Raw genomic sequence first — 20,339 nt, forward strand, 5'->3', positions numbered from 1 at the left:
TTTACTTTTTGTATATAAAATAATCAGTAAGGGGGCTTAAGGCGACATATTCTCTCTTAAAAATATAGATGAGTTTTATCTATTTAAGTAACAATTTGTTACCGATAGCGGTGAAGTCATCTGCGGCATTGATTAATGACTGTGCAGTTAAGGATTCAACACCGTAGACTTCTACCCTAGTTTGGTATTTCTCTCTCAGCGTTTTGGCGAGGATATCGAAATCGCCATCCCCAGAAAGCAACACCAGCACATCGCTGTCTTTGCCATATTCGATACCATCGATGGCAATACCTACATCCCAGTCACCTTTTGCTGAACCATCAGAACGTTGGATAAAAGGTTTTAGTTTTACCTCGAATCCAATGGCTCGAAGGATATTTTGAAATTGACGTTGTTTTTCATCACCTCTGTCTATGGCGTAAGCAATGGCTTTGACGACATTTCGACCTTCAGTGGCCTGTTGCCAAAAGGTGTTGTAATCGAAAGAGCGTCCAAAAGCTTGTCTTGTGGTGTAATAGACATTTTGAACATCGACTAGAATAGTTATATTGGTCATCGTCTTCCTAGATTTGTTGGTGGTTGCTATGAACTGAAAGGTGGTGTTTGAGGACACGTTACAAGTATTCGAAGTGAAAAGAAATCATAAAACAGGATAAGAAGAGGCGATAATTTTCAAAGTGCCCCCATTATGGCTAGTAAATAAGTTTTATTACAGAACGGAGTGTTTTTTATATGTCTGGATTTGACCCCGACAACCGGATTCGACCGCTGACAGCGCGAGAAGAGAATGCAAAGAGCAATGTGGTGATTGCTTATATATTTATGTTGCTAGGCGTCTTTACGGGTGTATTTTGGTTGATTGGTGCTATTTGGGCCATGGTGAAGGCTGACGAAGCGCGCGGAACATTTTTTGAAGATCATTATTCCAATATCATTAGCACTTTCTGGTGGGGGATTTTCTGGAGCGTGATTGGTGTGATACTGGCGTTCTTTTTTATCGGCTATATTGTGTTATTTGCTGTCTGGATTTGGTCGATTTTCAGAATGGTGAAAGGTATTGCCAGAGCAACGTCTAACCAGTCTTATCGCGAAATGTTTAACCCTTTTTAGACTCTGCTGGTTTATACAGCCCATGCGCTTCGGCGCTTGGGCTGTAAATAAGCGTTCTACTTATTTGATAGTTCCATCTTACTGTCTTTATAAAGCTTGCCTTCGTTTACCATTAGTGCGATCTCTTTTAAGCTGATAGCAGAAGTGGGTGATAAGGTTAGGTTTAGTTTTTCTGGCTTTTGCAAAAAGGTCAGTAACGTATTCGCAATATGTTCTGCTTCTTCCGAGTTGGCAGGTGCCAGCCCCAGAGCCTGGCTTGCGTACTTTATTCCGTTTAGCTGATTTTCTCTTGAGTCGAGGGTGATCGTTGATTTAGGAACTAAGTGAGCGATTAACCCCGACTCTTCGTATTCCACCTCCAAAGAATGCACCTCAATAGCATCGCCATAGATGATCGGGAGCGCTTCTGGTTGGCCTAATGCAAAAGAGGCAAGAACATCGGAGCGCAGATTATCCATCGCAATGTTTTTATTCAATAAGCTGATATCTGACGCCCATGCCAGCTTGCCAATATCTTTAATGTCCAACTTGAAGCTTGATGAGACCTTGTTGCCCTCAACTTTCGACGTAAAAGAGCCTTTACCCAGTAAGGTTTCGATCCCAGCAGCGCGCATTAGTCTTCTTGTATCGCGGGATAGGCTGTCTATTGGGCTTTCTTGAATCCAAAAATCCACATCGAGATCTGGGTAGTTAATCGGATAACTGTTCAAAGAAATTCTGGCAAATCTTAGCCAAGGAGAATACTCGTTACCGAAACTAACATTTTCTAACGAAGGGGTGAGGGTAAAAGGGTCTAAATGAACGCTTTCGTAATGAACAAAAGGAGCGAGACCAGATAGCTCTAGTTGTTCTTGAATCTTTTGTTCTGCGTAATCCCCACCAAAGCGTTGCACCGCGTAGATAACTAAAACAGCCATGCAGGAGAGTAAAATAAAGTAGGTGATGGCTTTGCCAAGGCCGTTCTTAAGTTTGTTTCCGATATTGTCCAATTTAAAATCCATCGATAAATAACAGTGCTTACAAAGAGAGGCAAAAAGCATTTCGCCTGATTTCTAAGCTGAGATATTATCGGAAAGTGCGTAGTATAGACACACAACAGGCTACTTTTCTGTTTTGATTCACAAGGAGTGCGTTATTTCATCTTTGATTCCCTCACAAGAGGATTTGTGGTTTTTGCCTTTAGGTGGCACTGGCGAGATAGGCATGAACATGAACCTTTATGGTCACGATGGTCAGTGGTTGATGGTGGATTGTGGCGTTTCTTTCAATGAGCCATTAACGCCTAATGACCTACGTACTTCCGAAATTGTTTGCGCCGACCCGCGTTTTATCAGCGAGCAAAAAGAGCGATTAGCCGGCATCGTTATTACTCATGCCCATGAAGACCATGTGGGCGCTTTGCCTTTTTTGTGGCGACGTTTCAAATGTCCAGTTTACACCACGGCGTTTACCGCCGAAGTGCTGCGCCGTAAGTTGGTTCAAGTTGGGTTGACAGATCAAGTGCCAATCATTGAAGTAAAAGAAAATGAAACCAAAAAGATTGGCGTATTTAATGTTAAGTGGTTGGGATTAACACACTCTGTGCCTGAACCTTATGCGATGACCATCGATACACCGGCAGGAAGAATTTTTCATACTGGCGATTGGAAAATCGATAAAAAGCCAATTTTGGGTGATGCGTTTTCTCCCGCAGCCTTTCAAGCATTAGCCAAAGAAAACATTCTTGCCATGGTGTGCGACTCTACCAATGCTCTGAAAGACGGTTTTTCGCCTTCTGAAAGCGATTGTTATCAGGGCTTATTAAAAACCATTGAGGCAGAAAAGAACCGTGTTGTGGTTGGTTGTTTCAGCAGCAATGTCGCGCGTTTAGTGGCACTAGGGAAAGTGGCAAAAGAAACGGGTCGTTACCTTGCCTTGATCGGAAGATCGCTGACAAACATGGTCAGCGCAGCTCGAGCCACAGGGCATTGGCCAGATGATTTGCCGATCATCGATGCGGCGCATTTAGGATATTTGCCGAGGGAAGAAGTATTGGCGGTGGTGACGGGAAGCCAAGGGGAGCCAAGAGCAACCTTGAATCGGTTGGCCGCAGATAACTGTTTTGACTTGAGTTTGGAAGCCGACGATTTGGTGATTTTCAGTTCCATGCGAATTCCAGGTAATGAACACGCCATAGACAGATTGGCTGAACAATTTAAAGGCCGAAAAATCCGCACCTTGCAAGCCCATGAAACGGACTTAACCATTCATGTAAGTGGTCATCCTTGTCGTGAAGAACTTAAGCAGCTTTATACGTGGGTTCAACCACAATTGGCCATTCCCGTTCATGGCGAACCGCAACATTTGGATGCTCACGCTGAAGTGGCCAAACTCAGTCATGTGCCGGATCAGTTAATTGGTCGAAATGGTGATTTATATCAGCTAGCGCCGAATGTGAGTATTCGACGCCAGCAAGTAAAAGTAGGCCGTATTGCGCTGTTAAGGTAGCGAATATTAAGTATCGAGAAGAGGTGCGAAGACGCTTTTCGCTGATTTTCCAGGGATCTCTTTGGCAAGCCTTGGCACTAAGTAGCCTGGTAGCTCAGCAGCGACTTTACCCATTAAGCGTTGTGCGTCTTCGATACTGATATCAAAGTGTGCTGCGCCCTCTACCGGATCTAGCGTGAACATGTAGTAAGGCAAAATGCCGGCACTGAACACCGCCTCGCTCAAGTTCACTTGAGCTTCTACGGAGTCGTTCACACCTTTTAATAAGACGCCTTGGTTGAGCAAGGTCACCCCTGCTTTTTTGAGCTTGTAGGCTGCCTGAGCAAGCTCTTCATCCATTTCGTTGGCATGATTTATGTGCCAAACCATGACGATGTCTAGGCGACTGGCTTTGACCCACGCCAACATGTCGTCGCAAACACGATCAGGAATCACCACCGGCAAACGTGAATGAATGCGTAGGCGCTTTATTTGCGGTAAAGCATCAAGCTTACGGACTTTATCAGCGAGCAAGCTATCTTTCATCATCAAGGGGTCACCGCCACTTAAGATGACTTCGTTAACCTCTGGGTGCGCTTTTAAATAGTCGATTACCGAGTCCCACTCTGCTTGCGCCAGCTGATTATCACCATAAGGAAAATGACGACGGAAGCAGTAACGGCAATTTACTGCGCAAGTGCCCGTGGTGATGACTAATAAACGGCGTTTGTATTTGTGCACAATGGCTTTTTGCGGGTTGTGGTCGGCTTCTTCTAATGGATCCTTTGTGTAACCTGCAACTTTTTGCATTTCTATGGCGCTGGGCAGCACTTGTAAAAGTAAGGGGTCATTGGGGTTGCCATATTCAATGCGAGACAAATAAGGGCGAGGCACTAATAATTTGAAGCTTTGGTGAGCCTCAATGCCTTCTTGAGCGAGACTTTTTGGTAAGCCTAGGTGCTCAACTAGCTCAGGTAAGGAGGTTAAGGCCTGTGATAGGTGCTGAGACCAGCTTAAATTGTTCTTTGTTTGAATAGGGATCACGTCAAATATCTGCAAAATTGTGTTCATTTGGGTTATGATTGCGCCAACTTATTTGGGCCGATTCGGCCAGTGGCTCTCCGAGATCTTTGCAAACGCTCTTTTTACTTGCCTATTTAGTGGTTCTAAATGGTGTAAAAAGAAGTTCGCAGAGATCTTGGGACTGACATGATACGCCAGTCAGAGCCTTTTCTCTAAAAATATACTGTGAGGATGTATGGCTAATATTTCTACCAGCGATATGCGCAGCGGCGCTAAAGTAATGGTTGATGGTGATCCATGTGCGATTATCGATAACGAACACGTTAAACCAGGTAAAGGCCAAGCCTTTAACCGCTTGAAATTGCGTAACTTACGTTCTGGTCGAGTGTGGGAACGTACTTTTAAATCAGGCGACACGCTTGAATCTGCCGATGTTATGGACACCGACATGGAGTACTTGTACACCGACGGTGAGTTCTGGCACTTTATGGCCGTTGATGGTTCTTTTGAACAGCATGCGGCAGATGAAACTGCAGTAGGCGAAACGGTTAAGTGGCTAAAAGAGCAAGAAAGATACGTTGTGACTTTATACAATGGCGCTCCGCTGGCCGTTGCTGCACCGAACTTCATTGAACTTGAAGTGAAAGACACAGATCCTGGTGTAAAAGGCGATACCGCCAACGGTGGTTCTAAACCTGCATACTTGGTAACTGGTGCTATGGTTCGTGTACCTCTGTTTATCAACATCGGTGAAGTGTTACGTATTGATACTCGTACAGGTGAATACGTTTCTCGCGCTACAGGTAAGTAATTCCTGATTTAGCGTGATGAATGAACAAAGCCCCGATAGGAAACTATCGGGGCTTTTTTGTTTCTAAACGGCTGTTTTTTCATTAAACAGCATTTTGTTTAAATTCTGCACGTGCGGCACGGATTGCATCGTGGTTGGCGTCAGCCCACTTGGTTAATTGTTGTAATGGTTCAAGTAGCGAGTGACCAAGTGAGGTTAATTTGTATTCCACGCTTGGTGGTACTGTCGGGTAAACATGGCGACTGATAAAACCATCATGCTGAAGATCTCGTAATGTTTGAGTCAGCATTCGTTGTGAAATATCGGGAACGGCGCGACGCAATGCGCTAAATCGGTGAGCTTCGCTGGCTAGCGTCAGAAGAAGTAACAGGCTCCATTTGTTTGCAACTCTATCTAGCACGTCGCGAATTGGGCAAGCCTCAAATGCTTTAGTGTTCTGTTTATTATGCAATGGCGTTTTTGACTTAGGGCTTGTTTGATCTGAATTGTCCATTAGGTAGTTACCTCTATGTTACTTACTGCTTAAAAACTGCCTTATTTACAATGGGTCATTACTCTCTAATATACATCTAGTGTTTTTAATAGACTAATCAAAGAGTAACGATTTTATGCAGGAGATAACCCAATGAAAAGAGTGTTTTTGGCGGCTTTCCTAGCTGCTGTGACAAATATTCCAGCGTACGCCGATCAATCTGCCGCCATTTCCCCTGCTACTCCTGTCGTGGCTAGAGCGGATGCGGATGCTTTGTTTGTAAGTGATGATCCAAAACTCCATGCGAATAAACAGGTGGTTTACAATATTCTGAAAGTGTTATTAGAAGCGAATCAGTGGGATAGGGCGCCAGAATTTATTGACAAAGATTATATTCAACACAATCCAAATGCGGCGAATGGGCGTGATGCCGTGGTGTATTTCTTTACTGAAATACTGAAAACTAAGCCTAAACCCGTTGCGGATAAGTTGAATTGGCCTGTAGCAGAAGTGATGGCGGAAGGTGATCTAGTCACCGTGATCACACGACGTAAGGTAAAAACTGAAAATGGCACTTATACCACAGCTTGGTTTGATACTTGGCGTATTAAAGATGGCAAAGCGATGGAGCATTGGGATTCTTCATTGATGAATGAAAGCCCAGATTTGAGTCCATAATCCTTGGTTGTGCTATTCGTATTTTCGCTCTTCTTATTCTGATCTTCATAAAGCATAAAAAAACCTCGATTCCTTCTACAGGGATCGAGGTTTTTATTTACAATAATGACAGCTTAGTAAAGTGATTCGTTATTTAGCTGAAATGACTTTATCAACAGAGTAAGAACCTGCGCCGCTGAATACCAAAGAAACTGCAACGATTAATAGCGTTAGGGCGTATTCGTAGCCGTTGTTTGCCATGAATAAACCGTTTGAAATATGCACAGTTACGATTGCAATTAGCATAGTGAAGGCAATAACGACAGAAGCTGGGCGAACCAATAAACCGATAACCAAGGCTAAGCCACCAAAGAATTCAGCGCTGCCCGCTAAAAGCGCCATCAAATAGCCAGGCTCTAAACCAAGAGACGCCATGAACTGACCTGTCCCTTCAAGACCGTAACCGCCAAACATAGCAAATAGCTTTTGTGCACCATGTGCCATAAGAATGAGACCGACTGGAATACGCAGAATAGTGCTAGCAATACCAGACGTCGTGCTTGTAATGTTTTGAATGAAAGATGCCATTTTTAGTTTCCTTATTGTTAGGGGGAGGTTTTGGTTCAGTGATATGTACTATATATAAAAAAAAGAAATAGAGTAACGGAGTTTTTTGAGGTAAATGATCAATAAAATTGAACATTGCCTGAAACACCCACTTGAAAGTGGTTTTATTGGGAAATCTCCCTATTTGGTTTAGTTATAAGCAAAAAAGTAGCAGAACCTTGGGTGACTAGAATGATAGCGTGTTGATATCTTTTAAAAACAATAAGCAGAATCAACATGTCTAAAGCATTAATCGGAAAAGTCGCCGTGGTAACGGGCGGTGCGTCAGGAATTGGGTTGGCAAGTGTTGAAGGCATGATAGCCGAAGGGGCTAGAGTCGTCATCGTTGACCGCGATGAAAAGGCACTTCAAGTCTTACAAGAAAAACATGGCGATGCTGTCATGACTCTGGCGATAGATTTGCTGGACCCTGTGGCTTGCTCTGCAATGGTGTCTAAAATTTTAGAAAAATCTAAGGTGATTGATATTTTTCACGCGAATGCCGGTTTGTATGTGGGCGGTGATCTAGTGGATGCAGACAATGACGCCATAGATAGAATGTTGAACCTGAATATCAACGTGGTCATTAAAAATGTGCGTGATGTTTTGCCGCATATGATAGAACGTGGTGTGGGCGATATTTTAATAACCAGCTCGTTAGCTGGTCACTTTCCAACGCCTTGGGAGCCCGTTTATGCATCGTCAAAATGGGCGATGAATTGTTTTGTGCAAACCGTGCGTAGACAAGTCAGCAAGCATGGCATACGCGTTGGCTCAGTATCGCCAGGCCCAGTGATTACCTCTTTATTATCTGATTGGCCTGCTGACAAACTGGCAGAAGCTAAGACAAAGGGGAGCTTGATGGAAGCCAGTGATGTGGCCGACGCTCTGATTTTCATGTTAACGCGTCCGCGTCATGTGACGATTCGGGACGTGGTGATGTTGCCGTCGCAATTTGACCTTTAGCTCGCTTCACTGGGTTCCCGCCTTCGCGGGAATGACAATAATGGTTTGGTTATTAATGCCAAAGTTGGTTAGGAATTAAATGGTTAGGAATTAAACTGATATAGACTAGAAAGGGGAATGGTCGTTTAACCATTCCCCTTTTACGCTTCTACTAAATCTTATCGTCGAAAAGTTCTACAGTTTAACAATCAGCTTGCCGGTATTTTTACCTTCAAATAGCAAGTTAATGCCGCTGGTCGCGCTTTCGATGCCTTCAATCACATGGGCACGATATTTCAGCTCGCCTTTGCCTAGCATGGCACCCAGTGCCTGACCGTATTCTGGAATACGATGAAAATGATCTGGCATGGTGAAGCCTTGGATTGTTAGTCGGCGTTTGATGATGCCTATCCAGCTTGGTCCTGGGGAAGCTTCTTCTTTTTGATACTCAGCGATGAGGCCACATACAGCAATCCGGCCATGAGGGTTCATGCGCTCAAAGATCGGACCTTGTGCTGTGCCGCCTGTATTTTCAAAGAAAAGATCGATGCCGTTTGGAGTGGCATTTGTCAGTTGTTCAACAAAATCTGCGTCTTTGTAATTAATCGCATGATCGAAGCCGAGTTCTTTGGTGAGCCATTGGCATTTCTCATCAGAGCCTGCCACGCCTATCACGTTTAAACCGAGATTCTTAGCCATTTGCCCCACTAGTGAACCAACGGAACCTGCCGCTGCTGTGACAATAAGTGTTTGACCTGCTTCTGGTTTAAGTACTTCAAACACACCGTGATAAGCGGTAATGCCGGGTAGGGCTATAACGGATAATATTGCCTCAGCAGGCAATTCTTTTGGAATGACGTTCAAGCCATTACCATCACTGATCGCATACTCAGTTAGACCCATAAGCCCCATAACGCGAGTGCCGACAGGGAATTTCTCATTGTTGGATTCAACTACTTCGCCTATGCCACTGGCACGCATGGTATCCCCTAACTTTACTGGCGGAATGTAGCTGTTTTCATCTGGGCTCATCCAACCACGCATAGCAGGGTCTAAAGAAAGATGGGAAAGTTTAACTAATACTTCGCCTTCTGCTGGCTTTGGAATGTCTTGAGTCACAATGTTGAAGACATCTTCAGTGATTTCTAGAGTAGGGCGTTTAACCAATTTTACCGAGCGATAAGACATATCAAATAATCCTCTTAGTGTTTCTCTTAATATTTATCTACAGACTTTGGGGCGCTTTTATTGATCTAAAGGTTAGGTTTAAAGGAGTAAAGGTGCAAACACTCCTGCCTAGTTAACTTTCTGTTTTTATCAAATCACTGATTTTGTCGCACAAACTGATCAATTGTTGATAAGTACTGTGTTTATCCCCAGTGTTTTCGAGCGGCCAGCCGCAGTTGATGCGGAAGCAATCGTGATAAAAATCATGGGTGCTGAAACACGCGCCGCTGCGGATGTCGATGCCCTGTTTATTGGCTTCTTTTTCAAGCTGTACCGCATTTAGCCCGGGGACTTGCACCCACAGTACAATCCCGCCTTGTGGTGCGCTGATTTTGGCTTGTTTAGGCAAATGCTCGATCAAACATTGCTGATAATGATGGATGTGCTGGTTCAAAACCGTACGAATTTTATTCACATGAGAACTATATTCCCCAGTGTTAATAAATTCCGCCATGCAGGACTGCATCAGTCCATTCACGCCAAAGCTGGTTAAGGCGTGTTGATTGAGGTAAGACGTCAAATATCGCCCAGGAATACACCAACCAAGACGCAGTCCTGCCGCTAAGGTTTTTGAAAAAGACCCACACCAAATCACGTAACCTTCTTTATCCCAATATTTTGCTGGCAATGTCTGCTGTTTTTGGTGGCTTAATTCGAAATAGACGTCGTCTTCTATCATCGGCGTTTTGTATTGTGCAGCGAGTTTGGCTAAAGCTTGTTTTTGCTCAATGGGCAGCGTCATACCCGTTGGATTCATATTTGAGGTGCTAAACAGGGAAGCTTTAATCAATCCTTGTTGTATCAAGGTTTCCAGATGGTCTAAATCCAAGCCTTGATCGCTCATAGGAATTTCAATTACTTTACGAGATAGGGCGCTGAGTAAATCGAGCAAGCCACTAAAACAGGGTGAGCTAATGGCAATGGTGTCACCTTCTTTCGTCACGCTTTCTATCGCCAGTCTTACCGCATCGATACAGCCATTAGTGATCACAAAGTCCGCGGCTGAAAAGGAAATACTGTTGTGACGAAAGTGCTCGGCTGTAATTCTGGCGAAATCATCGAGGTGCCAAGTGGGCTGAAAAGCGCTGAAGCAGGGTTATAGCCATTTAGTGGCGCGAAGCGTTTTGGGTCTCGTTGTTCAATCCCTCTGATATCGAGACTTGGAAAGGTTGTACTTTCTATTTGGTTGGCAACGAAGTAACCAGATTGAGGCTGAGCATAAATCCAACCTGTTTGCTGAAGGTAATCGTAGGCTTTAGTCGCTGTGGTCATGCTGACTTGATGTTGTTTCGCCATGGTTCGTAAAGCTGGTAAACGACTTCCCGCTGGCAGTCTTTGCGCTTGTATGTCGTCAATAAAATGCTGAGCCAGTGTTTCGTAAAGCGCCATAACCTCTCCAGAAATATTTCCTTTTCCAAATTGTACTCTTATTTTTATCAAAAATTGAATCTGTGTTCTTTTTTGTTTTCTAGTGATACTTGTGGACATGTTGAGTCAGTGTGGCGCTTCTTTTCGAAACTATCGCCTACCTCAAGAATCACCACACTGACTCAACACGCGAGTTCGTTGTGATACTTGAAAGCTATGTTTTTTCGGAACTAGCGCCTAGCTCATCGAAATACGGCGTTTATTGGAATGTTGTGGCGCTCATCTACGATTAGAAAATTTAGGAACGAATAATGAAACTACGAGACTTTGGGTTGCTGTTTGCCTTGATGGCGTTATGGGGATTGAATTTTAGTGTGATCAAGCTGGGTGTGAACAGTGTTCATCCTTTAGTGCTCACTGCGTTGCGATTCAGTTTTGCGGTGTTTCCTTTGATCTTTTTTATTAAAAAGCCAGATGTTCCATGGCGTTATCTGATTGCTTATGGTTTGTCTTTTGGTGTCGGCGTGTGGGGATTCACGACGTTATCGATTGGCGCGGGTGTCTCGGCGGGTATGGCGTCTTTGTTATTGGATATGAGTGTTGTCAGTAGCTTGCTGGTGGGTTGGTTATGTTTAAACGAAACCATTACTCGTAATAAGTTGCTGGGTGCTGGATTGGCTCTAATTGGCTTGGTGTTGATTATGCAAGCTGATGGTGGTTCGGTGACGGGCAAAGGTTTGGTGCTGGTATTGATGGCGTCGGTTTTTTGGAGTGTGAATGGCTTGATTGTAAAGCGCGCGAACACCAAAGCGATTTTTGCTTTTAATATCTGGGGAATGGCGTTTGCACCTTTGCCACTATTATTGCTTGCGGTTATTTTCGAAGGAAGATACGTTGTTACCGAGCTGCCGAGCCAATTTACCTCGTGGACGTTATTTTCGATTCTTTTTCAAGCTTACCCGACGACATTATTGGGTTACTGGTTTTGGAATAAGATGATCATGACATATTCCGTTTCGAGTGTTGCACCGATGACGTTACTGGTGCCTGTGTTTGGTATCTTGGGCGGTTATTGGTTTTACCATGAGCCAATTGAACCGAGTCAGATAATCGCTGCGGTGCTGATATTGCTAGGTCTGTTTGTCGGGCAAATGGCATTGCCGAAATTGATGTTTTTTAGACGAACGAAAAATATATAAATTAAGAGCGTGAGGAACAAGCTTACTATGAAGCCAATAGCGGTGATTGTGGCCGGTTAGTTTTATGCCTAGCCAAGAATTGTCGATCGGTCGTAAAGATCGTAACTAAGGCATTGAAGGGGAAATAAGCCCATTTTTCACGCTGTATTTGTTATCATGCATTTTATTTTTCAGAGTGTTTTTTATGTACGACGCTTCTTTATGGCAACCCAGTGCTGACCTTTCGATTTTACAAAAGCGCGCGCAGTTACTGAAAGCCATTCGCGCTTTTTTCGATGCCCGTGAGGTGATGGAGGTGGACACTCAATGTCTGTCTTTGGGCAGTATTACGGATCCACATATTGAAGTGTTGACCAGTCAAACACGTTCCCAAGGCCAAGACCTTACTTATTATCTGCAAACCTCTCCAGAATTCGCTATGAAGCGTTTATTGTGCGCGGGTTCGGGTTCTATTTATCAGTTGGGAAAAGTATTCCGCGCTGAGGAAATTGGCCGTCGCCATAGCATCGAATTTACGATGTTGGAATGGTATCGAGTAGGGTTTGACCATTGGCAATTGATGGATGAGATTCAAGATCTGTTGTCGGTTCTATTGAATGACGAAACGCTGATTTGCGAGCGGCTGAGTTATCAAATGGCGTTTTTACGCCATACCGAACTTGATCCTTTCAACGCAACCTTACTTGAATTGCAAAAATGCGCCCATGAACATACAGAATACGGCTTGCAAGAAGAGGACCGAGACACCTTGCTTGAGTTGCTTTTCTCCAGTGTGGTCGAACCTGCAATTGGTCAGTCCGCCCCTTGCTTTATCCATAGTTATCCTGCTTCTCAGGCGGCGCTTGCCAAGACTCATTTAGATGAGAAAGGGCAGTTGGTGGCAGCGCGCTTTGAGCTGTATTGGCAAGGCATGGAGCTGGCAAACGGCTATCATGAATTGACCGATGCTAAAGAACAAGCCAGACGATTTGCCGAAGATAAAGCAGCGCGTACGGTAATGCGTTTGGCGAACCGTCAGTTTGATGAGCGCTTAATTACCGCGTTAGAAAATGGCTTGCCAGAGTGCGCAGGTGTGGCGTTGGGCGTGGATCGTTTGTTGATGCTACTGTGTCATAAGTCACACATTGCTGATGTTTTGCCGTTTGCCCATAATCGAGCGTGAGCAAAAGGTCAGTTAGTCTGACCTTCTCTGCCTTTCATAAAGTTCATAAAAGGTGCACAATTTTACCTGTTATCCAAAAACGCCTGAAAGACCTAATGAATTCAATCGAAGACATGTATTCGTTGGCACATATATTAGGACACACACTTGAATCAAAGTAATCGTTTTGTTGCGAAATTGTTCGATGCTAACAACATGAAAAAGCATGTTTTTTGGCTATATATCGTTATTTTTATCATCTCTGCTTTGTCTATTTGGAAGGGGGGAGAAGCGTTACGAAATCAGCAAGTGAAAGAATTGCGGATTGATTCTTTTGGGCAACTAAATCAGCTTGCCAGTGTGTTAGAAAATGCGATCGCTAAATACCAACATATGCCAACATTATTGGCATCCAATGACCGTGTCAGCAAAGCACTTCGCGACGGTTTTGAATCGGATATCAATCAACTTAACCGTGAACTAGAGCAAATTAACCGCATTACAGAAGCGTCTGATAGCTACATTTTGAACACTGAGGGTTTGACTATCGCTGCTTCTAATTATCGAGAAACAGCCAGTTTTGTCGGGCGTAATTTTGCTTTTCGCCCTTATTTTAAAGACGCGATGCAAGGCAAGCCGGGACGTTATTATGCCCTTGGTACAACATCAAATCGCCGTGGTTATTATTTCTCATATCCTGTTTATGAAGGCGATTCTATTATAGGTGTCGCTGTTGTAAAAGTAGACTTAACACAGTTCGAAAAGCGGTTTGCTAATCAACATTACGAATTCTTACTATTAGACCCTGACGGCATTGTATTTAGTAGCTCACGTTCTAGCTGGCTGTATCGAGTATTGGGCGAGTTGTCACATACTGAGTTGCAACGTATTGCGGAATCTCAGCGTTATTACGGTAAATCCATAGAGAAGTTGGCGATTGTTTATCAGAAGCCGTTTGATGATAAATCCCAAGAAATTGATATTCTGGAAAACACTGTCGTTGATGGCGTGGAGGTATTACAAAGGCAGTCTTTTTTACGAATGAGTCGCCCTATTCGGTTATTGAATTTTAAAATATCCATATTAGCGCCACTGAAAACCATTAACGAAGAAATTTCTCTATGGCGAGCGATTTTTGCTGGCGGTGTGACTATCACTGGGTTGCTGTTTGGACTTGCACTGTTGCGCAGCCGTATGTTGCGCGAGCGATCAGACGCCAATGAAATGACTCGTCACAATCAAGCTTATATTCGTGAAGTAATACAAAATACACAGGCTGGTTTGGTGACCTTAGATGAGCACTATAGGATTGAATCGTTTAATCCCGCTGTTGAGAAATTGGTTGGTCAACCATTAGCACCCTTGGTTGGAGAGCCTTTGGATAAGCTATTTCAGCCCTATAATAAAAGTGGTCCAAAGGTGTCTTCCCATGACGATCTGTTAACGGTCGCTAATGATCTGGGAGTCAAAGTCCTAACCCGCGAAGGGTATCTGTGTTATTCAGATCAAGCGGTAGCGGTAGAGATGGCTTTGTGTCAGATGCAGTTACCGAATCGTCTAAGTTACTTGGTTACTTTCCATGACATGACAGAGCGCAAACGCTTTGAACAAGACATTACTCAGGCCAGAATTGAGCTTGAAGAACGAGTAAAAGAACGAACATTTGAATTGGAAGACGCTAACATTCGACTTCGTCAAGAAATTGAGGAACATAAAGGCACCCAGAGAGAGCTTATTCAAACGGCAAAATTAGCCGTATTGGGGCAATTAAGTGCGGGTTTAAACCATGAATTGAACCAACCATTAACAGCTATTCGGGCCTTTGCTGGAAATGGTTTGAAGTTTTTAGACCGTGGTCAATATGAACAGGCTCACGCTAACTTGCAGCATATAAGTCAGCTGGGTCATCACATGGGAGACATTATTGCGCGTTTTAAGGTATTTGCCCGAAAAGGCGATGTGCAGCAAGGTCCTATAGCGGTTCAAACAGCGATTATGGGGGCATTAAAAATAATGACTCCACGTTACAAGGAAGTGGGAATCGAGCTGGTAGTGGCCGAAGATAAAGGCTTTCTTGTAAATGGTGATATGGTCTTTTTAGAACAGGTTTTGGTAAATCTATTAGCCAATGCTGCGGATGCGATTTTAGAAGATATAAATAATGAACGACGAGTGTTTATCAAGCAAAGAGCAACAGAAGATCAGATTGAGATTTGTGTGCAAGACACAGGCAATGGCTTGAGTGAAGAGGCGACCAAACACCTTTTTGAACCATTTTTTACCTCCAAATCTTCTGGGGTAGGTTTGGGGTTAGGCTTATCCATTAGCCAGCGAATTGTAGATGTGATGGGCGGTCAAATTAGCGCCAAAAACCTAACTGAAGGCGGTGCCGAGTTTTGTGTTAGTCTACCTCGCTTTAAGCATCAGTCATCTCAGTCAGTTGTAACAGAGGAATCTTAATGCCGGACAGTAAGAAAGTAATATTAATTGATGATGAACAAGCCGTGCGCATGGCGATCTCGCAGACATTGCAGCTCGAAGACTTCGATGTTGCTGAGTTTGTATCGGCTCAGGGAGTCATTGAAAAGCTTTCTCTTGATTGGTCTGGCGTGATTGTCAGTGATATTAATTTGCCGGGTAAAAGCGGCTTAGAGTTGTTTGAAGAAGTCAAAAAAATAGATGCTGAAATTCCGTTTATTTTGATCACTGGGCACGGTGATATCAGCATGGCGGTGAGTGCAATTCGTGATGGCGCGTACGACTTTATAGAGAAGCCATTTTCGAATGAAGACTTTCTAGAGGTTGTTCGTCGCGCTTCTGATAAGCGTCGATTGACATTAGAAAACCGTAATTTGCGCTTGGAATTGGCGGCTCAGAATGCACCTGGCCCTCGGATTATAGGCAACACACCGGGAATTCATCGTTTGCGTCAGGCTTTACTGCATGTAGCAGATACTGCTGCAGATATTTTGATTCAAGGTGAAACTGGCACAGGTAAAGAGCTAGTGGCACGTTATATTCATGAGCATAGTTCTCGTAGAGGTCATGCTTTTGTTGCCATCAATTGTGGCGCAGTGCCAGATTCGATTATGGAATCTGAATTATTTGGTCATGAAAAAGGTGCGTTTACGGATGCGAAAACTCAGCGTATCGGCAAACTAGAGCATGCGAATGGCGGTACGCTATTCCTTGATGAAATTGAAAGTATGCCGATGTCGATGCAAATTCGATTGTTGCGAGTTTTAGAAGAACGTCGCCTAGAGCGTTTGGGGTCTAACACGGCAATAGATCTGGATTTGCGAATTTTGGCTGCGACCAAAGTTGATCTGAAACAGCTCAGTGAAGGAGGAACTTTTCGAGAAGATTTGTACTATCGGCTCAACGTAGTACGAGTCGATATTCCGCCACTAAGAGAGCGTAAGGACGATATTTCTTTGCTCTGGCAGCACTTTTGTTTGGTGGCTATTGCTCAATATAAGCGTGAGGCAGAAGCGCTTTCAGCCGCAAGGATGCACAGTTTATTAAATTACGACTGGCCGGGGAATGTCCGTGAGCTGCGTAATCTTGCTGAACGATATGTGTTGATGGGCGAAGCGGGGTCATTTGAATTTGATCAAATCATCATTAATGAAAACAACCCAGGAGTGATGACGTTACCCGAACAAATGGAGCGTTTTGAAAAAACCTTGCTAGAGCAAGAGCTATTACGTCAAAAAGGCTCTATCAAAGGCACAATGGACGCGTTAGGCCTACCGAGAAAAACGCTCTACGACAAGATGCGCAAGTATGGTTTAGATAAGGATATCTACAAGCAATAATTTTCTGTATCACTAATTGGAATGGGCTTGCTGATATTTCAGGGGCCCATTTTGCTATTCTGCTACTTTCATTTCTTTTGATGTTATTGATTTTATGATTCTAGTTTCCTTGTTCGAGCAAGTTTCAGTGCATGTTTTCCTTTTACTCGTTGTCGTTTCAGGGCTGACGTCTTTTTTTACTGCGAGTTTTGGTGCCGGTGGCGGTGTAATGTTGCTAGGTATTATGGCGCAAGTTCTGCCACCACAATTAATTATCCCTCTGCATGGTGTTGTGCAATTAGGCTCTAATGCTGGAAGAGCGGCAATGAGTTGGCGTCATATCGATTGGAAACTCATTGCCACGTTTTTGCCTGGCGCTTTGTTGGGGGCGTTTATTGGTAGCTTTGTCTTGGTTTCCTTACCACCTGCTATTATGTATTTAACCATTGCGTTATTTATCTTGTATTTATGTTGGGGGCCAAAGTTACCTAAGGTCGTGCTTGGTCCTTGGGGAACCGCAATGGCGGGTGGCGTAACGACCTTTATTACTTTGTTTGCTGGCGCTACAGGCCCTTTAGTAGCGGCCTTTATAAAGCAGATTCATGCGGATCGTTTTCGTACCGTTGCTACGTTTGCAACCGCGATGTCGTTACAACATGTCTTGAAAATAGCGGTGTTTGAAGCGGCTGGGTTTCCGTTACTCGCTTGGTTGCCTTTGTTAGCTTGTATGATAGTGAGTGGTGCAATAGGGACTTGGGTTGGCCTTAGAGTATTAAAACGTATGCCAGAGCGTTATTTTCATCGCGTGTTTAACATGATATTAACGTTAATGGCATTTAGATTAATTTGGCAATCCATGACTTTACTAACGCTGTAACTGCGATGTTTTCCCGAGGGAAATAAGTATGAGAGAAAAGCTCCAGACCATTGGTCGAGTCAAACTTGTCGGTGTCATTACTTTTTTAGCCGTGATTTTGGCGAATGTTGCAAACGTTCTCATTTCTGTCTTTTGGGGTTTTGAAACAACTTGGTTTGAAGACATTCTCCGTGCCACTTTGATTCCGATCTTTCTTGCGCCATTGCTTTCTTGGCATCTGGTGAGCATGTTTTATAAGTTGGATCTTTTAGAAAAAGATATGACCTTGTTGGCAAGGACTGACAGCTTAACCCTTACTTCTAATCGTCGATACTTTTATCAGCAAGCCAGTGATTGGCTGTCTGATGAGTTTAATCAAAATCGTTTTTTTGCTTTTTTAATTCTCGATATGGATTTCTTTAAAAGTATTAATGATCAACACGGTCATCTGTGTGGTGATAAAGTGTTGGAGAAATTGGGCTGCGTGTTAATAAAAGTGGCACCAAGTCCTAGTTTTGTTGGTCGTCTTGGCGGTGAAGAGTTCGCTTTATTTTTGCCAAATGTTAAGCAACAAGACGCTGAGGTTGTTGCCGCTCAAATTTGCCGAACCATGCGGGAGTGCGTAATAGAGCAGGACGATAAGAAAGTATCTTGCTCTGTGAGTATTGGCATCTCGATTAATAAAAATAACTCAAAAAACGTTATTGAAAGCGCTTTTAAATACGCAGATCTCGCCCTTTACCAAGCCAAAAACTCAGGGCGAGATTGCTATCAAGTTTATCTACCTGAGAGTAGACATTAATCTCCTAATACTAAACCTTCACGTCTTGGATCAGCACCACCGAGTAAACCATCTGGCTCAATGACGATACCTTGTATTCCAGAATTTAAGTCTTGTATCGATACCTTATAGCCCATTTCCTTGAGCGCACTTTCGTAAGACGCTGCTTCAGTGCCTTTTTCGAGATCAAATGTACCAAAGCGATTTAGCATATTTGGCAGGTTGATGGCTTGTTGAATATCCATTCCCCATTCAAGGTGTGCGATAAGCGTTTTAGCAACATAACCAATAATACGAGAGCCGCCTGGCGAGCCTACGACCAAATAAGGCTTGTTGTCTTTCATCACAATAGTTGGCGACATAGAGGAACGAGGGCGTTTGCCTGGTTCTAAGCGGTTCGCAATTGGGTAGCCATCTTGGTGAGATTTAAAGGAAAAGTCAGTCAGCTCATTATTAAGCAAAAAACCATTGCTCATCATATGTGAACCAAAGCCATTTTCAATGGTGGTGGTCATAGACACAGCATTGCCATCTTTATCTACAATGGAAATATGGCTGGTGGAAGGGAGTTCAATTGCAATATCGTCAGCTTGTTTGATCGGATGACGCCACTCAGGTTTACCAGCATCTACACTGTCTAAAGCCTTGCCTTTGGTAATAAGTTTCGCTCGGTCGGCTAAATAAGACGGATCCAATAAGCCTTGGGGCATAGGCACAAAATCAGTGTCTGCCATGTAACGACCACGGTCGGCAAAAGCAAGGCGGGAAGCATCGCCAATAATTTGCCATGCTTCGGGTGAGTTTGGACCCAAAGCCGCAAGATCGAACTGTGCGGTAATGCCGAGAATCTGCCCAACCGTTAATGCGCCCGAGCTTGGTGGTCCCATACCGCAAATATCGTATTCTTTATAAGGTAAGCACACCGGAGCGCGCTCTTTGACGCGATAACTGAGAAAGTCTTGCTCAGACAAAACGCCAGGATTGTCTAGAGCGCCACGCACCTTAGTGACAATCTTATTAGCGATTTGCCCAGTGTAGAACTCATCGGCCCCGTATGTGGCAAGATAACGCAGAGTGTCATAATACTGTGTGTTTTGTAAGCGGCTTCCCGCTTCAATAGGTGTGCCGTCTAAATTGAAGAAGTAGCCCTTGGTTTCTGGGTAGCGGGACAATTTTTCGGCGCTGCCTTTGACTGCGTTTGCTAAGCGCGGTGAAACAATAAAGCCCTCTTGGGCAAGCTCTGTTGCAGGTGTTAATAAATCTTCCCATGGCAAAGTGCCATAGCGTTCATGCAGTACCCCCATTAATTTGACTGTGCCAGGAGTACCAACAGAACGCCCACCAACAACGGCATCGTAAAAGGCAAGCGGTTTACCATTTTCATCTTGGAAAAGCTCGGGTGTGGCTTCTTGAGGGGCGGTTTCTCGGCCGTCAAAGGTCGTTAGCTTCTGATTAGTGGCATCGTAATACACTGCGAATGCACCACCTCCCAACCCTGATGATTGAGGCTCAACCAAGCCAAGAACCATTTGAACAGCCACTAGAGCGTCAATCGCGGAACCGCCCGCTTTGAGAATATCATAGCCCACTTGTGTGGCTTCAGGGTTGGCAGTTGCTACCATAAACTTCTCAGCGTGAGCTAGGGTTTTCTTTTCTACACCGCTGGCTTCTTCTGGCGCGACAGCGTCCGCGGCTTGCTCTGCAGCAAAAGTAAAAGAGCTAAAAGCAAGTAAGGGGATAAGGCGAAATGTTTTTAACCAACGTGTTGTTAGCATCAGTAAAATCCTTATAGATGCAGATGAATGAAAAGTACCTTAACGCATCAGAACAAAAAACTACCATAGAGTGAAGAGGAAAAAGTGCTGTAAAGTTGTAAACAA

At 44.0% G+C, this 20,339-nt stretch carries 20 protein-coding genes; 11 read left to right on the forward strand and 9 right to left on the reverse strand.

Going from position 1 to position 20,339, the window contains the following annotated elements; all coding sequences use genetic code 11:
• Positions 1-79: 79 nt before the first annotated feature.
• A complete protein-coding gene (locus tag C1X04_RS03300; protein WP_110575764.1) occupies positions 80-556 on the reverse strand; it encodes an NYN domain-containing protein in 477 nt (158 codons plus the stop codon).
• A gap of 176 nt (positions 557-732) precedes the next feature.
• On the opposite strand from C1X04_RS03300, the gene C1X04_RS03305 reads away from it, so the two are divergent.
• On the forward strand, positions 733-1,110 hold the full coding sequence (locus tag C1X04_RS03305) for a YIP1 family protein (protein ID WP_110575762.1): 378 nt from the start codon (positions 733-735) through the stop codon (positions 1,108-1,110).
• Positions 1,111-1,166: 56 nt separating this feature from the next.
• Here the strand turns inward: C1X04_RS03305 and C1X04_RS03310 are convergent, their stop codons facing one another.
• Positions 1,167-2,099, reverse strand: a complete 933-nt coding sequence (locus tag C1X04_RS03310) for a hypothetical protein (protein WP_137169168.1) — start codon at positions 2,097-2,099, stop codon at positions 1,167-1,169.
• A 214-nt stretch (positions 2,100-2,313) separates the two neighbouring features.
• On the opposite strand from C1X04_RS03310, the gene C1X04_RS03315 reads away from it, so the two are divergent.
• Positions 2,314-3,597: a ribonuclease J gene (locus tag C1X04_RS03315; RefSeq protein ID WP_254682321.1), complete on the forward strand. Its 1,284-nt coding sequence runs from the start codon at positions 2,314-2,316 to the stop codon at positions 3,595-3,597.
• Positions 3,598-3,603: 6 nt separating this feature from the next.
• Here the strand turns inward: C1X04_RS03315 and epmB are convergent, their stop codons facing one another.
• Positions 3,604-4,647, reverse strand: a complete 1,044-nt coding sequence (gene epmB / locus C1X04_RS03320; RefSeq protein WP_254682322.1) for an EF-P beta-lysylation protein EpmB — start codon at positions 4,645-4,647, stop codon at positions 3,604-3,606.
• Positions 4,648-4,834: 187 nt separating this feature from the next.
• Between epmB and efp the strand changes: the two genes are divergently transcribed.
• The gene (gene efp / locus C1X04_RS03325) at positions 4,835-5,410 is read left to right on the forward strand and encodes an elongation factor P (RefSeq protein ID WP_110575758.1); all 576 of its coding nucleotides are present in this window, start codon (positions 4,835-4,837) and stop codon (positions 5,408-5,410) included.
• A gap of 82 nt (positions 5,411-5,492) precedes the next feature.
• Here the strand turns inward: efp and C1X04_RS03330 are convergent, their stop codons facing one another.
• Positions 5,493-5,903: a helix-turn-helix domain-containing protein gene (locus C1X04_RS03330; RefSeq protein ID WP_137169169.1), complete on the reverse strand. Its 411-nt coding sequence runs from the start codon at positions 5,901-5,903 to the stop codon at positions 5,493-5,495.
• 132 nt (positions 5,904-6,035) lie between these two features.
• Between C1X04_RS03330 and C1X04_RS03335 the strand changes: the two genes are divergently transcribed.
• Positions 6,036-6,560 (forward strand): nuclear transport factor 2 family protein, encoded by a 525-nt coding sequence (locus C1X04_RS03335; RefSeq protein ID WP_110575754.1) that lies wholly within the window; start codon positions 6,036-6,038, stop codon positions 6,558-6,560.
• Between the two features lie 129 nt (positions 6,561-6,689).
• On the opposite strand, the gene C1X04_RS03340 is transcribed toward C1X04_RS03335, so the two are convergent.
• Complete coding sequence (locus C1X04_RS03340; RefSeq protein WP_110575752.1) at positions 6,690-7,127, reverse strand: DoxX family protein; 438 nt, start codon at positions 7,125-7,127, stop codon at positions 6,690-6,692.
• A 255-nt stretch (positions 7,128-7,382) separates the two neighbouring features.
• Here C1X04_RS03340 and C1X04_RS03345 point away from each other — a divergent pair, with 255 nt between their 5' ends.
• On the forward strand, positions 7,383-8,111 hold the full coding sequence (locus C1X04_RS03345; protein ID WP_137169170.1) for an SDR family oxidoreductase: 729 nt from the start codon (positions 7,383-7,385) through the stop codon (positions 8,109-8,111).
• Positions 8,112-8,285: 174 nt separating this feature from the next.
• Here the strand turns inward: C1X04_RS03345 and C1X04_RS03350 are convergent, their stop codons facing one another.
• The 3 genes from C1X04_RS03350 to C1X04_RS18615 all read right to left on the reverse strand — a co-directional run bounded on the left by C1X04_RS03350 (position 8,286) and on the right by C1X04_RS18615 (position 10,706).
• Complete coding sequence (locus tag C1X04_RS03350) at positions 8,286-9,278, reverse strand: NADP-dependent oxidoreductase (protein WP_137169171.1); 993 nt, start codon at positions 9,276-9,278, stop codon at positions 8,286-8,288.
• 112 nt (positions 9,279-9,390) lie between these two features.
• Positions 9,391-10,362 carry a PLP-dependent aminotransferase family protein gene (locus C1X04_RS03355; RefSeq protein ID WP_254682374.1) on the reverse strand — a complete coding sequence of 324 codons (972 nt, stop codon included), beginning with the start codon at positions 10,360-10,362 and terminating at the stop codon, positions 9,391-9,393.
• Entirely contained in the window at positions 10,305-10,706 is a 402-nt protein-coding gene (locus C1X04_RS18615) for a GntR family transcriptional regulator (protein WP_254682323.1), read from the reverse strand. Before C1X04_RS18615 ends, C1X04_RS03355 begins: the two co-directional genes overlap by 58 nt.
• Before the next feature lie 290 nt (positions 10,707-10,996).
• On the opposite strand from C1X04_RS18615, the gene C1X04_RS03360 reads away from it, so the two are divergent.
• The 6 genes from C1X04_RS03360 (at position 10,997) to C1X04_RS03385 (ending at position 18,480) form a co-directional block, all read left to right on the forward strand.
• Positions 10,997-11,884 (forward strand): EamA family transporter, encoded by an 888-nt coding sequence (locus C1X04_RS03360; protein WP_137169172.1) that lies wholly within the window; start codon positions 10,997-10,999, stop codon positions 11,882-11,884.
• A 184-nt stretch (positions 11,885-12,068) separates the two neighbouring features.
• Positions 12,069-13,046, forward strand: coding sequence for an EF-P lysine aminoacylase EpmA (gene epmA / locus C1X04_RS03365; protein WP_137169173.1), 978 nt, complete (start codon positions 12,069-12,071; stop codon positions 13,044-13,046).
• A gap of 147 nt (positions 13,047-13,193) precedes the next feature.
• Entirely contained in the window at positions 13,194-15,485 is a 2,292-nt protein-coding gene (locus tag C1X04_RS03370) for an ATP-binding protein (RefSeq protein WP_245927045.1), read from the forward strand.
• Positions 15,485-16,843, forward strand: coding sequence for a sigma-54 dependent transcriptional regulator (locus tag C1X04_RS03375; RefSeq protein ID WP_110575740.1), 1,359 nt, complete (start codon positions 15,485-15,487; stop codon positions 16,841-16,843). Before C1X04_RS03370 ends, C1X04_RS03375 begins: the two co-directional genes overlap by 1 nt.
• 94 nt (positions 16,844-16,937) lie before the next feature.
• A complete protein-coding gene (locus C1X04_RS03380; protein ID WP_137169174.1) occupies positions 16,938-17,699 on the forward strand; it encodes a sulfite exporter TauE/SafE family protein in 762 nt (253 codons plus the stop codon).
• A gap of 28 nt (positions 17,700-17,727) precedes the next feature.
• Positions 17,728-18,480, forward strand: coding sequence for a GGDEF domain-containing protein (locus C1X04_RS03385; protein ID WP_137169175.1), 753 nt, complete (start codon positions 17,728-17,730; stop codon positions 18,478-18,480).
• Here C1X04_RS03385 and ggt read toward each other — a convergent pair.
• Positions 18,477-20,234, reverse strand: coding sequence for a gamma-glutamyltransferase (gene ggt / locus C1X04_RS03390; protein WP_137169176.1), 1,758 nt, complete (start codon positions 20,232-20,234; stop codon positions 18,477-18,479). The genes C1X04_RS03385 and ggt overlap by 4 nt on opposite strands.
• Positions 20,235-20,339 lie beyond the last annotated feature (105 nt).

The sequence above is a fragment of the Marinomonas sp. FW-1 genome (assembly GCF_005222245.1).
Taxonomy (GTDB): domain Bacteria; phylum Pseudomonadota; class Gammaproteobacteria; order Pseudomonadales; family Marinomonadaceae; genus Marinomonas; species Marinomonas alcarazii.

Excerpts from the sequence above, each read along its gene's own strand:
- C1X04_RS03300 (WP_110575764.1), bottom strand. The coding sequence starts at position 556 with ATGACCAATATAACTATTCTAGTCGATGTTCAAAATGTCTATTACACC.
- C1X04_RS03305 (WP_110575762.1), top strand. The coding sequence starts at position 733 with ATGTCTGGATTTGACCCCGACAACCGGATTCGACCGCTGACAGCGCGA.
- C1X04_RS03315 (WP_254682321.1), top strand. The coding sequence starts at position 2,314 with ATGAACATGAACCTTTATGGTCACGATGGTCAGTGGTTGATGGTGGAT.
- epmB (WP_254682322.1), bottom strand. The coding sequence starts at position 4,647 with ATGAACACAATTTTGCAGATATTTGACGTGATCCCTATTCAAACAAAG.
- efp (WP_110575758.1), top strand. The coding sequence starts at position 4,835 with ATGGCTAATATTTCTACCAGCGATATGCGCAGCGGCGCTAAAGTAATG.
- C1X04_RS03330 (WP_137169169.1), bottom strand. The coding sequence starts at position 5,903 with ATGGACAATTCAGATCAAACAAGCCCTAAGTCAAAAACGCCATTGCAT.
- C1X04_RS03335 (WP_110575754.1), top strand. The coding sequence starts at position 6,036 with ATGAAAAGAGTGTTTTTGGCGGCTTTCCTAGCTGCTGTGACAAATATT.
- C1X04_RS03340 (WP_110575752.1), bottom strand. The coding sequence starts at position 7,127 with ATGGCATCTTTCATTCAAAACATTACAAGCACGACGTCTGGTATTGCT.
- C1X04_RS03345 (WP_137169170.1), top strand. The coding sequence starts at position 7,383 with ATGTCTAAAGCATTAATCGGAAAAGTCGCCGTGGTAACGGGCGGTGCG.
- C1X04_RS03350 (WP_137169171.1), bottom strand. The coding sequence starts at position 9,278 with ATGTCTTATCGCTCGGTAAAATTGGTTAAACGCCCTACTCTAGAAATC.
- C1X04_RS18615 (WP_254682323.1), bottom strand. The coding sequence starts at position 10,706 with ATGGCGCTTTACGAAACACTGGCTCAGCATTTTATTGACGACATACAA.
- C1X04_RS03360 (WP_137169172.1), top strand. The coding sequence starts at position 10,997 with ATGAAACTACGAGACTTTGGGTTGCTGTTTGCCTTGATGGCGTTATGG.
- epmA (WP_137169173.1), top strand. The coding sequence starts at position 12,069 with ATGTACGACGCTTCTTTATGGCAACCCAGTGCTGACCTTTCGATTTTA.
- C1X04_RS03375 (WP_110575740.1), top strand. The coding sequence starts at position 15,485 with ATGCCGGACAGTAAGAAAGTAATATTAATTGATGATGAACAAGCCGTG.
- C1X04_RS03380 (WP_137169174.1), top strand. The coding sequence starts at position 16,938 with ATGATTCTAGTTTCCTTGTTCGAGCAAGTTTCAGTGCATGTTTTCCTT.
- C1X04_RS03385 (WP_137169175.1), top strand. The coding sequence starts at position 17,728 with ATGAGAGAAAAGCTCCAGACCATTGGTCGAGTCAAACTTGTCGGTGTC.
- ggt (WP_137169176.1), bottom strand. The coding sequence starts at position 20,234 with ATGCTAACAACACGTTGGTTAAAAACATTTCGCCTTATCCCCTTACTT.